The sequence below is a fragment of the Vibrio sp. 1CM7H genome (assembly GCF_023161645.1).
Taxonomy (GTDB): Bacteria; Pseudomonadota; Gammaproteobacteria; order Enterobacterales; family Vibrionaceae; genus Vibrio; species Vibrio diabolicus.
On the sequence record NZ_JALNTV010000001.1, the window covers coordinates 1,592,135 to 1,610,434 of the forward strand.

An 18,300-nucleotide genomic window follows, 5' to 3' on the forward strand; every position below is an offset into this window, starting at 1 on the left:
CACTGCAACTTATTTTTAATTAAAAAATATCACTGCGATTTTTATAGAACTTAATCACGGTTTTGGGGCTGAGATATTCTCCTCCCCTATCATCCCCCCTTGCTCCTCCTATAAAAATTTACATTTTAATGATGTGCAGAAGCTCTCACTATGCGTCTGTTTTATTATTTAATTTGTGAACAAAATCGACTGTGACAGAAAATTTTCACTTGTAAAAAACTTAACTGCCTGCTCTCACATTTTGCTGATGATTCAGTGTATTAGCATCTAGTTGAACATTTCCTTTTTCGGCATCTGCCTTTCTAGCGTGTGCGAAACCTTCTTGATGACTGAGTCAGCGAAGGCAGCGCGCAGCTCAATATCAATTCAATAACAATGGATTTGTAAACGTGGACAATAAGACATTTAAATTATCAACAATTGCCAAAACCGTACTGCCTTTGATTTCCGTCGCAGTCATCAGCGGTTGTGGTAGTGATAGCACGAACGAAGATACGACGAACCCAGGCTCAGGCTTGTACCCTGCGGGAGAGAACGAGGTCGTCATTTATTACAAACGCGACGTGGCGTCCGCTTCAACGGCCAGCGACTACGAAGGTTGGGGCTTGCACCTGTGGAACGGTGAAGGCTGTACCAGCACAGATTTAGACGCAATGGGCATTCCTGGCACAGGAACGGATTGGTCGGCACCGCATCCATTCGATGGCATCAACGACACCTACGGTGCTTACTACGTACTGAAAGTGAACCCAGATGCCTCTGACCCACACGAATGCATGAACTTCATTCTGCACAAAGGTGATGAGAAAGCATTCGGCAGTGCAAACTCAAAAGTGGAGCTGACGAAAATCGGCGAATCTAAAGGGTTGTTTGGCTTCCACGGCAGCAGTGAGCTTTACTACGAGCCAATCGAAGAACGCCCTGTTGATATTGATGGTCAAAAAGCGCATTGGCTAGATGCCAACACCATCGCGTGGGAAGCGGCGGCCAATGCGGATTCCATGAAGCTGTTCTACAGCCTCAGCAACGACATTAAAATGGATGAAGACAAGCAAATCTCCGGTGGCACAGCGGTTGAGTTGACGAAAGCAGGTGATTTATCTGATGGTCTGAAATCACGCTTCCGTCACCTTGCTAGCCTCCAAGCTGCAGGCATTGATGTCGATGACGCGACCCTACGCACGATCCTGAAGTCACAAATCGTTATGGTAGCTTACAACGCAAATGGTGACGTCATTTCTGCAACTGAAGTGCAAAAGCCGGGCGTTTTGGATGCGGTGTTTGCCGATTCCAAGGCAGGTAACGCGATTGGTCAAGAACTCGGCGCGATTGTGGAAGGCGGTGCCGCAACCTTCAAACTATGGGCACCAACTGCCCAAGATGTTGATCTGATAATCTACGATGAAAACTTAGCAGAAGAAGCGACCGTTGCCATGACGGAAGACCCAGCAACAGGTATCTGGGTTTCTGAGGCACAAAGCAACGTTGTCAACAAATACTATCGCTACCAAGTTAAGGTATACCACCCAACAACTGGCGTCGTTGAAACGCGTTTGGTAACAGACCCATATTCAATGAGCTTGTCTAAGAACTCACGATACTCGCAAGTGGTTGATTTAGATGATCCAAGCTTAATGCCTCAAGATTGGAAAAACTACGCACGCCCAACGGTTAAAAAAGACGAAGACCACGTCCTTTACGAGTCACACATTCGTGATTTCAGCTTTAACGACAGCAAAGGCACACCAAGTCTTGATGGCAAATATCTGGCGCTTACAGAACCTGAGCGTGAGTCTGTATCTCACTTACAAGCTTTAAAAGATGCTGGCCTAACAACGCTACATATCCTGCCAGCATTTGATATTGCAACCGTGGATGAAGACGCTGACCAGCGAGTCGATATCACCGACACCGTGGGTAAACTTTGTGGCATCAAGCCAGAAGCCTCCATTTGTGAGACCGAAGATGACGGCAAAGTGATTGAAGAGGTATTAAATAGCTACGACCCAACAACGGGCAAAGCACAAGCGTTGATGAACGATCTTCGCATGCTAGACAGCTTCAACTGGGGTTACGACCCATACCACTACACTGTACCAGAAGGCAGTTATGCGACCGATCCTAACGGGTCTAAACGTATCCTTGAGTTCCGCGAAATGGTGCAAGCGACGCATAAAATGGATCTGAAACTGGTCATGGACGTCGTGTACAACCACACGAATGCATCTGGTGTGAACGAAAAATCAGTACTGGATAAAATTGTCCCTGGGTACTATCACCGCCTAAACGTCAACACTGGCGGCGTAGAAAACTCAACCTGTTGTGATAACACCGCCACCGAAAACCTAATGATGGGTAAACTGATGGTTGACTCATTGATGGTGTGGGCGGATGACTATAAAGTCGATGGTTTCCGTTTTGACCTTATGGGCCACCAGCCGAAAGATGTCATGGTTTACGCACTTGAAAAAGTCCGTGAAATTGATCCGAATACTTTATTCTACGGCGAAGGCTGGGACTTCGGTGAAGTCGCGCAAAACGCTCGCTTCGATCAAGCGACACAAGTCAACATGGCGGGGACAGAAATCGGTACTTTCTCTGATCGTCTGCGTGACGCAGTTCGTGGCGGAAGCCCGTTTGATGGCGGTGTAGATTCAGAAGGTAAGCACCCACTTCGCTTCAACCAAGGCTTTGGTAACGCCGCTTACCCGAACGAAGAAACTAAAACTGATGCAGAATCTGTGAATGGCCGCCTACACAACCAAGATCTGGTTCGTCTAGGTATGGCTGGTAACTTAGCTGACTACGTCCTTCTGGATTACAAAGGCGAAACCAAACTTGGTAAGAATGTTGATTACAATGGTGCTCCAGCAGGCTACACAAAAGTGCCATCAGAAAACATTTCCTACGTGTCTAAGCACGATAACCAAACGCTGTGGGACAACAACGCTTACAAGATTGCGACAGGTACTTCATCTGCTGAACGCGCACGAATGCAGTCTGTATCACTATCAACGGTGATGCTAGGTCAAGGTATTCCGTTCATTCACATGGGTTCTGAGCTATTGCGCTCTAAGTCAATGCAGCGTGACTCGTACGATTCTGGTGACTGGTTCAACCGTGTATTCTTCGATGGAAGCGACAATAACTGGAACGTTGGTCTACCACGTGAAGACAAAGACGGTGCAAACTGGGAGTTGATCAAAACCATCGTCGGTGACAGCACGGCGAAACCAGACTCAACGGACATCGAGCTGACGAAGCAACAATTCCTAGAGCTACTAAAAATCCGTAGTACAAGCGAACTGTTCCGCTTAGACACCGCGCAAGAAGTGATGAATCGTGTTGATTTCCGCAACGTGGGCCAAGACCAAGTAGAAGGCTTGATTGTGATGTCTATCGACGATGGCACATCAGCAGGTGCCGATTTGGATTCGAACTACGATGCTATCGTGGCCGTTGTGAACTCAACATCAACAGAGAAATCTTTCAAAGTTGCTGGCGCTACTGGTTTCGAGTTACATGAAGTTCAACAAAACTCTGCGGATGACATCGTGAAAGGTGCAAGCTTCGCCAATGAAACGTTCACAGTACCAGCACTGACAACAGCGGTATTCGTACAGCCACAAGACGGCGCGCAAGGTGCAGGCCTACCAGTAAACACGGACAATAAAGACGTATCGAGCATTCCTCCTTACGGCGAAACTGTGGTTTACGTCAAAGGCACCATGAACGAGTGGTCAGATAGCAGTGACTGGGCGATGACCTTTATTGGCAATGGCATGTACTCTGTAACTGGCGTTCTTGAAGCTGGTGAACACGAGTTCAAATTTGCGGATTCAGGATGGGCAAATCCAAACATCGGTTGTGATGCTGCGGATTTGGCTTCTGGCTCACTAGACTTAGGCTCTGCGGGAAACTGTACGTTGTCTGTCGCTGAAACTGGTAAGTACAACTTCACTCTGAACGCGTTACATGTTCAAGATGAAAGCGTAGAAAAACCTGTCGTTTCAGTGACGAAGTCAGCAGATGCACCAACGTTCGGTGAAACAGCACTTTACCTACGTGGCACTATCACCACATGGGATACTCCAGCGCAAGACTCCACTGCGAAGTTCAGCTATGTAGCAAATGACGTTTACTCGCTAGACATTGACCTAGCGGCGGGCAACTACGAGATGAAAGTTGCGAGCGCAGACTGGGCAGCAGACACCAACTTCGGTGGCGAAGGCAGTGTTGAGCTTGGTAAAGCGCTAACGATGGAAGTCGGTGGCGGTAGTGCAAACCTCAAAATTGCGATTGCAGAAGCGGGAAATTACAACTTCCACTTCAACGCGGCTGACAAGTCGGCGCCAATCGTGACGGTAACGAAAAACTAGTTTCATTTAAAAACATCCGTAATGAAAAAGGGGAAGCATCACGCTTCCCCTTTGTTTTTTTGGCGTCACTAAATGGTGGATACCAAAACCAAGAAGGTGTTAGTTTCCCCAAATCTGTTCAACAAACTCAGGGTGATCAATGAATGGATTGCGATTGCCCTGAAACTCAAACACTTGTTGATTGCGGTTTTGTTCTTTTTCACTAACGGGATCATTTTTGTGCCAACGCTTAAGCATGTTTAACATCCAAGGTTCAAAAACCGTTGAACTTGAACCATCAAGGACAGCATCCGCATTGCTTGAATTGCCTTCCCAGTTACCTACAACATTTTCATAGCGGGTTGCCATGTAGAAATAGGCACGAGCAAAATCGCCTTTAAACTCATCGATCGGCTCAAACACCGTACCGGAATAACCTAGGCCTGTGCTTGCTTGACCAAGTTTAGAACCATTACTAGACACGTACGTCGCGGTGGCAACTTCACCAAATGGCCAGTTACTGCGCTTCGCGTTCACATAGCCATCGGTCGCAAACAAATGGTGACCATCTGAGTTCATCGGTTCAACTTTACCGCCAAACCAGCTTTTCGGGAACGAGTGTTCACGGTTGTAGCAATCCCCTTCTTGGCTATATTGACCACATTGGTCTGTCACTTTCGTGAAGCTGATAGCATCACTGCCCACAGGTTTCTCTGAATACATATCGAGAATAGAGCCATCATTTTCGTAATAACGATCAATATCGGCATCTTTTACCAAGGTCCACACCGCAGAATAACCTCGGCTAATGTGGTTGTTGATGATGTTAAACAGCGCCGTTTTTAGAGCGTAGCCCGTCTTGCCAGACGCCGCTTGGTAGTAACCATCAACCACTGGTGGGGTCGTGGTTGAGTCACCTAACGTAAAGTCGGTGGTTTCGCTTTTCGAGAATTCAGCGCCAGAAGCAAGAGTCTTATCTCCCACCTTCAACGCGTAAGACCCCGAACCATTGCCACAGCAAATGCCGTCGCCATAGCTGTCTTGAATCGTAAATTGGTAGTTACCATCGGCTAAACACATGGTCTTTTCAACAGAGGTTGACGACTCATACCCCTGACCAGAGAAAAGCACTTGCGCTTGGCTATTTTTCAACTCCCAGCTAGTTTCTGAGCCATAGTTGTCCGTCGTGAGTGTAAGAACCACTTCATGATCACTACAGCTTTCTACAGGAGGTTGTGTACTTGTCTCAGTCGGTTGAAAATTATCGACGTAGACAACTTCTGAGCCATCAAAACCGACCTCATCATAAAAACGCAACCCGACATTGATGGTCTTGTTCGAACTCGCAGTATAGTTATACGCCAGCTCTTGCCACTGGTTTACCTGCTGCGGATCTGAGTAATTGTGATAACCATCAACCACCAGACGTGCTTTTACATTTCCTTCGGTGTGATAAACCGAGACAGAAAACGGATAGGTTTTCCCTTGCTCCACATTAATGGTTTGCAAAAGGTCAGTGTTGCTTTGGGTACCTGTATTCACGACGACTTGAGCAGCCAGGCCGCCCGATTTGATTTGTTCGCTGCTTGGCGACACCGCGATGCCAGCGTCAATCACTGACCACTGCGTAGGCGCACTGCCATTCCACTGTTCAAAGTCACCATTGAGAATTTGGCTATATGCAAGCGGAGAGCTAATAACAGCAAGAAGACAGAGGGGTTTCGTTATGGATTTCATTATACTTTTCCATTAGTTATGTAAATCCCAAACACGATAAACATATTAGTAAGGCATAAGTAATCCTTCGGTCACACTTTTACGTTGCACAAGTGTTAATTTACTTTTTAATGTGCAGCTTATCTCACAAATATCTACCTGCCGAAAACAAACGCCAATGCAAAAAGCGAAGCAACCTGTTGGCTACATCGTTGGAAAACCATTAAGGGAAAAGTAAAACGGACGGAAAAAAGCCAAGTGTGCGCCTATGGGGGTCAGCAACAACACTTGGCTTGTGTATGAGAAAAGCTTCTGGTCAGCTCAACTGATGAGCGGTGATTCTGGATACTTCCTAGGGTGTAACCGCAAAGAATCGACCTTGTAATGGCGACATCGGAATTTGATATTGACCATTGCTTGGCGTAATTTTTTCATTCGTGAGCAGATCCACCAACTCACCAGTACTAACACTTTCCTGATTAAGAATAATTGTTCTCGCGCTTTTCGAAGTGTTTAGCGCAAACAGTACTTTGTCTGTACCAGATTGTTTCAAGTCCACATAACTGCCGTTACTCGCAACTAAATTCGTGCGTGACCCCTGATACAATGCTGGGTGCGCACTGCGCATCGTCATCAGCGATTTCACGTAAGCTTTGAGATCGGCTTGGTTTGCATCAAGCGTCGCCGTCACACCTTCAATTTTCGCACTGCTGCGCGCAACGTGATCATCGCACAAACCTTGAATGGCGCAGGTGTTGTTGTCTTCTTTTACGGCAAAACCATCCACTTGATCCCCGATTTCATCGCCGTAGTACAGCGTGATTGGCCCAGTGTACGCAGCTTGGAAGGCAAACGCAGCTTTATGGCGTAACCAATATTCTGCATCATTCACATCCGCCAAATTTCCGCGTTGCAACAAGTCACCAAAGCGCACTAAATCATGGTTGCCGATCATCAAATTCGGCTGCGCATGCGTTGGATATTGGTTGTGTGTGCTATAGCCGTTGTCTAGCCAATCCACACCGCGACCACCCACGCCGCTCTCATTCACGGCCAGTGTTTCTACGATGCGATAGCGCATCGGGAAGTCAAATGCAGAGCACAATGCTGGATCGCTGTTCGATCCATACGCCTCATTCGCGATCTCAGACTCCCCTTTCCAAATCTCTGCCACCATGTAACCCAACGGATTCACTTGATCGCCTTTGCTATTGGTGTACGTGACACCTTGCGAGGCTTCATCGACAGCTTTACGAAGTTGTGTCCAAGCGTCTGTCGGAACTTGATAGGCTTGATCTAAGCGCCAGCCGTCAATCTTGAGCTCTTTGATCCAATACGTCGCCACTTCTTTGTAGAAATCGAGACTGGCCGGGTAATCAACGGGATTGTTTGAGCCAGAAGGCAACAAACCGGAAGGTGAGGGTTTGATCAAGCCATCTTTGTGATGACCAAATACGCCATCAAAAAATACGTACAAACCGCGTTTGTGTGCTTCTTCGACTAGAGTTTTCGCGGTCGCTAAATCACCAAATTTTGGGTCGATCTTAAAGTAATCTGTCGCAAAATAGCCCGTGGCGTCCAAACGATCGGCCCAGTGATCTTGTCCTGCGATCGCTTCAGACTCAAAAATCGGCGTCAACCAAATCGCGTTCATCCCTAAATCTTGGATGTAATCAAGTGAATCAATCACCCCTTGCAAATCGCCATTATGATGACTGGTGCCATAGCCCGTACCGTGACCAATGCTCGCATCGCCATCCACAAAACTCTCGACCATGATTTGATAAGTACGAAGTTGGTTACTTTGCGCCATGACATTGGCTTGGCAAGCATAACTGGTATCCGGTAGCGGAGTGCTGCTATTAGTATCGCCACCACCAGAAGAATTACACGCAGATAAAGCACCAATCACACTTAACGCAAGCAGAGATCGATACAGGCGATGGTTACGTCGGACGTTACGCATTTTATTCTCCCTAACTTACTCAAATTAAGTAAAAACATTTGAGTAATAAAATTAACCCCAACATGCTTCCCATGTAGGGGTTAATAAATAAAAACAGATTTTAAATAACTGAATGGAATATTATTGACACTTATTTACCATAACATGAAGCGGTTTGCCTTTTCCTTCAAACTGAAGGCTCCAGACATATTTCCCGTCTTCTTTAATATCAACTGAAGTATCTGTACCGTAACCACCAAATGTTAATGGTGTTAATTCACCAACGTTCATTCGATTCCCTTTAGCGGTAAATTGTGGGAACCACAACTCGGTCGCATACTGCATTTTGTAGGAGCCTACTTTTTCTTGAACCACAGCTTGGTAGAAATTATTTCCTTTGTAGGTGTATTGACGTTGAGGCACGTGTTTCCAGTCGGAATCCGCAAACGTACCCACCACAAACAGTGGTTTAGAAATTGGTCCTTTCGCCGTGCTATCTGGGTTGTCACACGCTTTCATGAAAGCAACCACTTCGTCTTGAGACATATTCACAACTGGCTCTGCGGCCGCTTCTGGTTCTGCAGTCGATTGACAACCCACTAAGGCAACAAGTAGGGCAGCAGCAAGAGAGGTCTTCATCATGTTCATTTTACGTAATTCCTTTTTTAGTATATCCAAAGCAAAATAAACTCAACGTTTAAAAGAAATATTAATCGTTATTAAAATGGAAATATCAAACGCTAAATAAATATCGTCGGATTGCGAATTTAAATTACTTCGAGAAGTTTATTTATTTCCTAAGTACAAAAAATAAGTTAGGAACTGTCAATAATTATTGATCTAACCAATATAAAAAACAAAACAATAAAAATAATAATGTGAATAAGATAACTCTATGTAGGGGTATTTTTATTGGTTTATTTTCTATGAAAAAAGGCCAGCATTTTGCTGGCCTTTTATATTCGATTATTTTTTATTTACGGCTTTCACAAACACTTGTTGCGCACCTTCAATACCCAGCTCTTTTGCTTCATCGAGCAAGGTGAGTGCTTTCGGAATATCGTTCGCTGCAACTGCCGCTTCAATTGAGCTGTGGTAGTAGCTAGTGAGATCCGTACCTTGCGGAATGTTGTCGTTTTTCGCAACAATCTTGGTATTCACGATATCATTTGCGGATACCGACAAACGGAACTGACCCAGTGGGCTGTGTTTCGCTAAAGGGTCTGCAATATCTGGCGGCTGAGTGTGGCGCGCCATGGCGAAGGCTTTTGCAGGATGCAGAACTTGCGTACTGCCTTTTAGATCAGCGGAAGTCGTGTACACCAATACATGCAGATCGTTACCTGTCATGTCTGGAATCACATTGAGATCAAGTACGAATTTATCGTTGTCCAACAGTTTTGCTGGTTCGTACTTAAACTTTGAGAAATCTGCTTGGTAAATGGTTTCTCCTGCCGAGTTCATCACTGCGACATTAGGAGCATAAAATTGAAGTTCTTTACTTACGAATGTCTCTAATTTGATATCGAGACTGCCACGGTTGCCCGGAAGAGCAAACGCTGCAATAGCGCCAGCACTGTTACCATCCAACAGCATTTGGCTTTTATCAGTCAAAGCGAATTCAGTAACCACAGGTACATCAACCGTTACCCATTGAATATCACCCGATTGAGTGATCACTTGTTGCTGACCTTTTGGACTCATCTCTACTTGTTCTACGGACGCACAACCAGTAGCCAACATGCCCAGCAGTACGGGAGCAAGCCATTTTTTCATTACTGTCTACCTCGACTCTTTATTGTTTTTTAAATAAATACAGCCAGATAAGTTCTGGCTGTATCATTCTAGGACAATTTAGGACTTAGTGGTTAGATGATTACCACCAAGCTTCAGCTTGTACACCGAATTGGAACGTATCGTCTGAACGACCGTTGTCAAATGTGTTAGAGTTGTCTTCTTTGTCAGCCGTTAGGTAAGAAGCGTAAACACGGATTTCAGGACGAGCCCAGAAGCTAGAACCAGCAGACCATGCTTGAGCAACAGTTAGCTTACCGTATTTGTTTTCGTCGCCGTCGTTATCATCGATAGCGTAACCAGCTTCGAAGATAGTTTTGTGGTTGTCATCCCATTTGTACATTGGACGAACTACAACAGACATTGTTTCCCACTTGTCTTGGCCAGCCCACATGTCTTCACCAACACCGTAAACTAACTGGTGACCCATTTCCCAGCTGTCACCCATGCCGATTACACCCCAGTTGATTAGGCGGTAACCAGATGCACCGTTATCAGCTTCTGCGCCGTACCAGCTACCGTCGCCGTAGAATGCCATTGTTTTTGAGTAGCCTTCAGTACCGTACTGAAGCACTGTTTTGTTGAAACCAGCGTCTAGACCTTGAGTCAATTCTGCTGTGAACATTACGCCGTTTTTCGCATCTTTAGTGCCGTTTGGCGCAGCGTCAGTTTCGTTAAGGATTGCGTAGTTCAAGCCCATTTCTAGAGAACCGTTGTCCCATAAAGGAAGACCTGCATAACGTACGTCTAGAGTGTTAACGTTTGTATCGCCGCCATCGTTACCTGGATCTGCGATATCGCCACGGTCGTTACGAACCCAAGCGAAAGAAACTTTACCTGGACCAGCTTCGATACCTTCAACACCAGCGCCCGCGCCAGAGATGTTCCAGTAGTAGAAGTCAGAGATATGAATGTCGTGACGTTGGTAGTAGCGCTTACCAGCCCAAAGTGTTGCTTCTGGAGCAAAGTTTAGTAGGCCTTTAGCTTGAACGTTGAATTGACGTAGTGCGAATTGTGCATCGTCAACACATTTCACTTCGCCGTTATCCAAACCACAGTTAGCAGAAGTGCTTTCCCAGTCGTTTGAACCATTAGAAGTCATTGCAACCATAGAGTCTACGTAGAACGTTTTGCCGTTGTTGTTGTAAACTTCTTTACCTAGTTGAATCTCGCCGTAGATATCGCTTTCATTACCTAGACGACCGATCTTGTTCTTTTCGAATGTTAATTGTTGACCACCGTCAGCGTTCACGCCAACACCAGCACGCATGTAACCGTGGAAATCCACTGCGAACGCAGAACCAGCAGCTAAAGTTGCAGCCACAGCAGCGGCAATTGCACTTACTTTTTTCATTCTTAACTCCATTAAGGGTATTTATAATTCTGTCTTCCCTGCTCACTCTTTTAGGTGAATATATAGGCAGTAAAAACACACCTAAAGAAAGAGAGGTAAGATGGGAACGAATCCCCGTTTGTTTCAACAGTTATGAGATTACCCGAGGCGTACAAGGATGACTTCCTCCGCCCCAAACTAATTTAGGGGGGATGAGAAGGGAGTAGAAAATTTACCGAATGGTGTTTTTTCGAGTCAGATCACCAATCTAGGGAGGAATTAGTAAGTTTATTCGGTTTTGAGCCGCTACAAAGTGATAGCCATTTCATATTTTTGATTCTAAGCCGTCACATAAAGTAATTAAATTACATGAATATTTTTATATTTAGGGTGGTTGACCTTAGTAAGACAAAGTTTTTAACTTATAGTTTCCTAAAGGTAGCAATAAATATTAAATAAAGTATCTCCGATGACACGACTTCTCTCTCGCCCTTACCCCTTGGGTGCAACTGTAAATAAAGAAGGTTATAACTTCTCTATTCACGCTCCGGGGAATAAAGACATAAAACTCGCCCTGTTTGCAGGCGATGGCAGTTACGCGCTTCATGATTTACCGAATGAATACGCTGGCATACGTCATACTTTTATTCCGGATATTAAGCCGGGGCAAAAATACGGTTACCTTGTCTCCCACAAGGAAGAGCCACTATTAATTTCTGACCCTTACGCAAAGTCAATTGATAAAGCCCTCCACTACCACCCTCCCTACTCTCCAGCCAAAAGTTTCGATATGCCGAAGTGCATCGTTATCGAAGATAATTTTGACTGGCAAGATACGGATCATCCGCGTATACCAAGAGAAGAGATGGTGTTGTTTGAGACACACGTCAAAGGGCTTACCCAACTCCACCCAGAAGTTGAGGACAAACTGAAGGGGCGCTATTTAGGTCTTGCATCACCTGAAATGCTGGCCTTTTATGAACAGCAAAACATCAACACGCTGCAATTGCTACCTGTCGCTGCGTGTATGCATGAACCTCACCTACTAGAGATGGAAAAGGTCAACTATTGGGGATACAACCCTTATCTCTTTATGGTGCCTGATCCGCGCTATGCAGAAAAAGACGCCGTCACAGAGCTCAAAACAACGATTCGGGAACTGCACAAAAACGGCATCGAAGTGATTCTCGACGTAGTTTACAACCACACCGCAGAGGGGGGGGAAGGGCCTACAATTTTCAACCTGAAAGCGCTCGATTCCCGTTTTTACATCAAACATGGCAACCACTTCGCAAATTACACTGGTTGTGGCAACACGGTCGATCTCACCTATCAACCCGCTTTAAACCTTGTAATGGATACATTGCGCTACTGGGTTAGCGAATTTAAAGTCGATGGTTTTCGTTTCGACTTGGCTGCAACGTTAGGGCGTCAAGGCGATGATTACAACCCTGAAGCAGCTTTCTTTAAAGCCGTCGCGCAAGACCCAATTTTGCGTGAAACTAAATTGATTGCCGAACCTTGGGATATTGGTCCAAATGGCTACCAAGTGGGTAACTTTCCATTTGGTTGGAACGAATGTAATGACAAACTGCGTGATATTTCCCGCAGTTTTTGGCGCGGTGATCAAGGCTATTTAAAAGAGTTTGCCACTCGATTAATGGGCTCTCGTGATATTTATAGTGCAGCGAACTGGCCATACAAACTCACAGTGAATTACATCACGTATCACGATGGCTTCACACTGCAAGATTTAGTGTCTTACAAGCACAAACACAATGAAGCTAATGGCGAAGAAAATCGCGACGGCCACGGTGACAATCGCTCAGAAAACTACGGTGTCGAAGGCGAGACAGAAAATCTGATGATCATCGCCACGCGTGAGAAGCAAAAACGCAACCTTATTGCCAGCTTGCTGTTTGCTTTTGGAATCCCACACATCCTCACTGCTGACGTGCTGTCTCACACCCAAGGCGGTAACAATAATGCCTATTGCCAAGATAACGAAACCAGTTGGCTTAACTGGGGAGAAACGGAGCGTAAGCAACATTTCAAAACGTGGATGTCACAAATGGTCGCCAACCGAAATCAATACATGGTGCCATTTATCCGAGCTTTCAGTGGCGAAAACCGCAATAACAACCGTATTTTCTGGCGCCGTACAGACGGTCGCTTAATGGAGCACGATGATTGGAACCGTTTAAGCTCTGTCGCACTTCACCTTGGTATCGGTAAAGAAGGACAAGAGCTGGTCTATCTCATCAACCAAACTAACGCCACAGCGCGCTTTAAGCTCCCTAATGAGCGAAAGCAAGAATGGGTAACGATCTGCGACACAAACGTACGTAACCTCAACCCAGGGCATGCTGAAGGCGAGGTTTTGCTATCACCTACTTCGATGGTGATTTTGCACTATCAACCAAACCAACGCACACCAAAAGGTGAGCAAACGCATAGCTAAGTTATAAACGTTCCAAAAAAGGAAAGCCGATGCATCTCAGTGCTTCGGCTTTTTTGTTGGTTAGATTTGCCTAACTCATTATTCGCAAGGTGGCGCTAGGTGAATCAAAGCCAATCCACCCAGTGACGTCTCGCGGTATTTCTTGTTCATGTCTTTGCCCGTTTGATACATGGTTTCAATCACCTTATCCAACGAGATCAAACATTTACTATTACGCTTTAATGCCATGCGAGAAGCATTGATCGCTTTCATTGCACCCATCGCATTACGCTCAATACACGGCACTTGCACTAAGCCACCAATTGGGTCACAAGTCATGCCTAGTGAGTGCTCCATGGCAATCTCGGCCGCAATACAAATTTGCTCATTGCTGCCACCACGTAGCGCGGTTAAGCCAGCAGCCGCCATCGAAGAAGACACACCAACTTCACCCTGACAACCCACTTCGGCACCCGAGATAGACGCATTGGTTTTGTACAAGATGCCAATCGCACCGGATACAGCAAGGAAGTCTTTAAGCTGTTTGGTATCGAGCTCTTTGATGAAGCGATGGTAGTACATCAATACCGCCGGAATCACACCCGCCGCGCCATTAGTTGGCGACGTTACGACTTGTCCACCAGCCGCGTTTTCTTCACTCACAGCAAAGGCAAACAGGTTAATCCAATCCATGATTTCCATTGGATCGTTTTCGATTGCTGCATTTGCTTCAAGCTTCTTCAATAAGTTTGGCGCACGGCGGGTCACGTTCAAGCCACCATCCAAGATACCTTCTGTCTCAAAACCGCGCTCCATGCAACGCGTCATCACACGCCAGATCTGTTCTGCGCGTTGATTGATGGCTTCCATATCCTGAAACGCTTGTTCGTTTTTCAGAATCATGCCGCCGAGGCTCATGCCATTCTTCTCTGCCTGTGCCAACATTTCGTCCGCGCTGGAGAATGGGAACTCAACTTCTACGGGTGAAGTCGCGCTGCCATTTTGCAGTTCATCTGCCGTTGCGATGAAACCACCACCGATAGAGTAGTAAGTTTCAAACCCAACCTGATTGCCGTGCGCATCTAACGCAGTAATCGTCATGCCATTCTCATGCAGAGGAAGATTCTCTTCATGGAACAACATGTCCGTTTTGTAGTTGAATTCGATTTCATGACGGCCATCGACAGACATCATGCCCTCTTCAATAGCCTTGCGCATCGCTTTGTTCGCAGAAGCGATTTTGATGGTATCTGGTTTGTTACCCAACAGACCCAAAATGGTTGCACGGTCAGTATGGTGACCAATCCCCGTTAACGAGAGTGAGCCGTATAAATCGACTTGAATACGAACCACTTTTGCCAAGTTCGATTCAATCAAACGAGTGAAGTGGTAACCCGCGATCATTGGACCATTGGTGTGAGAGCTAGAAGGGCCCACACCAATCTTGTAAATATCAAAGATGGACAGCATAAACTTACCTATTACGACAATGCAGCATAAAGCCAATCAGGGAGAACCATACAAGCGGCGATGGTCGCCACAGCGAACACCAATAGCCCGTAATGGCTTGCGGTTGGCTTTGCAAAAAGATGTTTTTGATTATTGATAAAGATTTGTTGTTTGGCAGTAACAGCGCCCCAACGACGACTCACTAACACACCAAACAAAAGGAAGACGAATGTACCAATTGGCGCGAACCACGGCCAAGCCACGTCGAGATACATCGCAGTAAATACCGCAATCACACTCATGATGCTACCAACGATCACGCCTTTTTCGTTGGCTTTCGCCCAGAATAAACCAAGCACGAATGACCCCAAGCGGATACCAACAAAAATAGAAGTCAGACTAGCGATGGTTTTGAGTACCGATTCATTCGATACCGCCAGAAGAGCTGGCACTACCACCATGGCTGCCGCAAGCAAACTCATCTTCCTTGCGACTTTTTCGTAGTGCTCATCATCGGCACTTTTGCGAACGAAACGCTTGTAGATATCAAACGTCGCGACGGTCGCCATCGAGTTGTAGGTCGAATCCAACGTCGACATTGCGGCCGCCGCCAATGCAGAAATGATCAAACCAACGACGATTGGGTTAGTGTGGTTGAAGACGAAATCCAAAATCACTTCGTTGCTGTTTTCAAACGATTGATCTTGATAGAAAACACTCAGAAGAACACCGAGCACCGCGAAGAACAAATACACGAAAAACGCACCGTAACCACACAACAGCATCGACTTCTGCGCCGTCTTTTCACATCTCGTCGCTAACGTGCGTTGGATGATCAATTGGTTGGTGCCGTACACACTCAAATGCAAAAAGCTCACAGCAACCACGCCAGCCCAGAGTGTGGTATCCACGCCCAAATCAAAGTCTAAATTGATGATATTCAGGTGATCACGAGAAAGGTAATCTGCCGCATTAATCTCTGTCATTAGAATGGCAAAGATAGCGATGCTGCCCGCAACCAATACTGCAGATTGCAACATATCGGTCCAGATAACCGTGGAAATCCCGCCCGCATAGGTATAGCAAGCGGTGAAAATACTTATGTAGATAATGGCTTCAGAAATACTGATAGGCAGAACTTGCACTAAGATCAGCGCAACGGCATACAAAATCACCCCCGCAGAGATACATTGAACCACGATGAACACAATCGAGTTGATGGTTCTTGCATACACCCCAAAGCGGTGCTCAAGGTATTCATAAATCGAAGTCAGACCCAGCTTATAAAAGACAGGCACAAAGAAAATGACAGTGAAAAAGATAACGATGGGATAGTTAAGGTGAATACTCATCGCTTCCATGCCAGAGCTATAAACCCAACCAGGCATCCCTACAAACGTCATCGCACTAATGTAAGTCGCAAGTATCGAAACACCCGCCGTAAACCAGCCAAATTGCTTTCCACCCGTGGAAAAGTCGCCACCATTGCTGTAGCGCTTATTCACTAAATAGCTGATTAGTATGGTGATTAACACGTATAACGCAATCACCACAAAACTTGAGTACGTAACCATTTCAGGGTTTCCATAATTCTGGGTGCTAATTATTTGTGCTTGGATATTACTTTAAAAAAGCATATCTAAACGATAATCCCGCCATAACTGTGACTATAATCACCAATATAGACGGTTATATATTCAAAAATGCCAAAAAGACCGATTTAATGAGACTCCCATCACTAAAAACCACTAATTGGGTACGCATTCATTTTAAAATTGATATTGATCACGGATCTAATGACCTTAAAAAAACTATGATTCACCACGACACGAAATCGAAGATGATCCCAATAAGATCGTGTTCTTTAAGTTTGAATAGCAACAAATCCTAAGTGAAATAGAGGTTTATCGGTCATGAATGCCAAAAGACACATGAGCGAAGTTCCTATGATTCAAAGGGTAGCTGCCTATCTAGCGATACTGGTTGGTTACTTTTTTTATTGTTATAACTTTGTAATTATTGACTACGTACGCCCATACATCGTTGAAGCGTATGATGGTATTAGCCTGTCAGACACTGCCCAGTTCTATACATGGCAGTCGGTTGGTGCACTTATCGGTGCATTGAGCTGTGCTTGGTTCGCAACAAAATTTGGTAAGAAATCCACTCTTATTACCATCACAGCCCTAAACGGTGGCGCAACGATCATCAATATGATGTTCACCGACTACACAACATGGGCAGCAATGCGTTTCATCATTGGTTTGTCACTGGGTGGTTACTTCACCGTGGCAGTGAGCCTGATGATCGGCCTATTTACGCCAACGGTACGTGGTAAGTTGACGGCATTCGCGTCTTCTATGTTCTCTGTAGCGCTGATGGTAATGGGTGCGTATGCAGCATTTATTGCAAGCATCGATGCACCATGGGAAAGCCTAATGCTTGTTGGTGGTATCCCACCATTGGCAGCCGCTGTGGTCATGATCTTTGTATTACCTAGCGACAGCAAAGTGATCGCTTACGGTGAAGAAGAGCAAGCAAAAGCAGAAGAATCAAATACACCAGCGAAAAAAGGCTCTTGGGGCGAAATGCTAAGCAAGCCTTACCGTAAGATCACACTAACGTGCCTATTACTGGCTGGCCTTAACTTCTACGGTTTCCAATTCTTTGGTGGCTTCGTAACCACTTACCTACGTGATGTACGTATGTTCGACGGTGCAACCATCGGTCTCATCTTCTCTATCTCAGCATTTGGTTCACTGTTTGGTGCGTGGTTCTGGGGTTGGGTAGCTGACAAATTCGGTCGTAAGGTGAACGCATTTGGCTTCATCCTAGCGGGCATCATGGTTTCAATCTTCTTTGTTGCACCAGGCAACATGGTGATTGGCGGCCTAAACATGCTGGCTCTACTTGGTCTGATTTACAACTTCGGTCTGTCTTCTTCAGCGGTATGGGGGGGTTACTTCTCAGAACTGTTCCCAGCACACCTACGTAGCTACGGCGCGGCGCTATTCCACGGCGGTCGTATCCTCGGTATGTGGGCACCAATGGTACTTATCTTCATCCAAGAGCGTACCGACCTACAAACCGCAATGTGGGGTTCACCAATCGTATGGATCCTTGCTGGTCTTCTATGGCTATCACTGCCAGAGACACTAAAAGGCGGCGTGTTCGATAAGAGCAAAAAAGCCGAAGCAGCAAAAGCGTAACTAAATTTCAAGAACTCCGGCTGGCTCCCCGGCCGGATGAAAAAACTTAATTTCGA

The 18,300-nt window shown here is 45.8% G+C and carries 10 protein-coding genes; 3 read left to right on the top strand and 7 right to left on the bottom strand.

The window, feature by feature from the left end:
- The first annotated feature begins 389 nt into the window (after window positions 1-389).
- Complete coding sequence (pulA, locus tag MSG33_RS06995) at window positions 390-4,379, top strand: pullulanase-type alpha-1,6-glucosidase (protein WP_248380368.1); 3,990 nt, start codon at window positions 390-392, stop codon at window positions 4,377-4,379.
- Window positions 4,380-4,478: 99 nt separating this feature from the next.
- On the opposite strand, the gene MSG33_RS07000 is transcribed toward pulA, so the two are convergent.
- The 5 genes from MSG33_RS07000 to MSG33_RS07020 form a co-directional block, all read right to left on the bottom strand.
- Window positions 4,479-6,095, bottom strand: a complete 1,617-nt coding sequence (locus MSG33_RS07000; RefSeq protein ID WP_248380370.1) for an endonuclease — start codon at window positions 6,093-6,095, stop codon at window positions 4,479-4,481.
- Window positions 6,096-6,426: 331 nt separating this feature from the next.
- On the bottom strand, window positions 6,427-8,040 hold the full coding sequence (locus tag MSG33_RS07005) for an alpha-amylase family glycosyl hydrolase (protein WP_248380372.1): 1,614 nt from the start codon (window positions 8,038-8,040) through the stop codon (window positions 6,427-6,429).
- Window positions 8,041-8,160: 120 nt separating this feature from the next.
- Window positions 8,161-8,667 (bottom strand): hypothetical protein, encoded by a 507-nt coding sequence (locus MSG33_RS07010; protein ID WP_006740821.1) that lies wholly within the window; start codon window positions 8,665-8,667, stop codon window positions 8,161-8,163.
- Between the two features lie 318 nt (window positions 8,668-8,985).
- Complete coding sequence (locus MSG33_RS07015; RefSeq protein ID WP_005398230.1) at window positions 8,986-9,795, bottom strand: MalM family protein; 810 nt, start codon at window positions 9,793-9,795, stop codon at window positions 8,986-8,988.
- A gap of 100 nt (window positions 9,796-9,895) precedes the next feature.
- Window positions 9,896-11,167, bottom strand: coding sequence for a maltoporin (locus tag MSG33_RS07020; RefSeq protein WP_006740823.1), 1,272 nt, complete (start codon window positions 11,165-11,167; stop codon window positions 9,896-9,898).
- Between the two features lie 448 nt (window positions 11,168-11,615).
- Here MSG33_RS07020 and glgX point away from each other — a divergent pair, with 448 nt between their 5' ends.
- Window positions 11,616-13,607, top strand: a complete 1,992-nt coding sequence (gene glgX / locus MSG33_RS07025) for a glycogen debranching protein GlgX (protein WP_248380374.1) — start codon at window positions 11,616-11,618, stop codon at window positions 13,605-13,607.
- Window positions 13,608-13,685: 78 nt separating this feature from the next.
- Here the strand turns inward: glgX and MSG33_RS07030 are convergent, their stop codons facing one another.
- Together MSG33_RS07030 and MSG33_RS07035 are read right to left on the bottom strand one after the other, a co-directional pair.
- Window positions 13,686-15,056 (bottom strand): L-serine ammonia-lyase, encoded by a 1,371-nt coding sequence (locus MSG33_RS07030; RefSeq protein WP_045484172.1) that lies wholly within the window; start codon window positions 15,054-15,056, stop codon window positions 13,686-13,688.
- A gap of 11 nt (window positions 15,057-15,067) precedes the next feature.
- On the bottom strand, window positions 15,068-16,609 hold the full coding sequence (locus MSG33_RS07035; protein WP_248380376.1) for a sodium:solute symporter: 1,542 nt from the start codon (window positions 16,607-16,609) through the stop codon (window positions 15,068-15,070).
- A 339-nt stretch (window positions 16,610-16,948) separates the two neighbouring features.
- Here MSG33_RS07035 and MSG33_RS07040 point away from each other — a divergent pair, with 339 nt between their 5' ends.
- Window positions 16,949-18,244: an MFS transporter gene (locus MSG33_RS07040; RefSeq protein ID WP_182019603.1), complete on the top strand. Its 1,296-nt coding sequence runs from the start codon at window positions 16,949-16,951 to the stop codon at window positions 18,242-18,244.
- Window positions 18,245-18,300 lie beyond the last annotated feature (56 nt).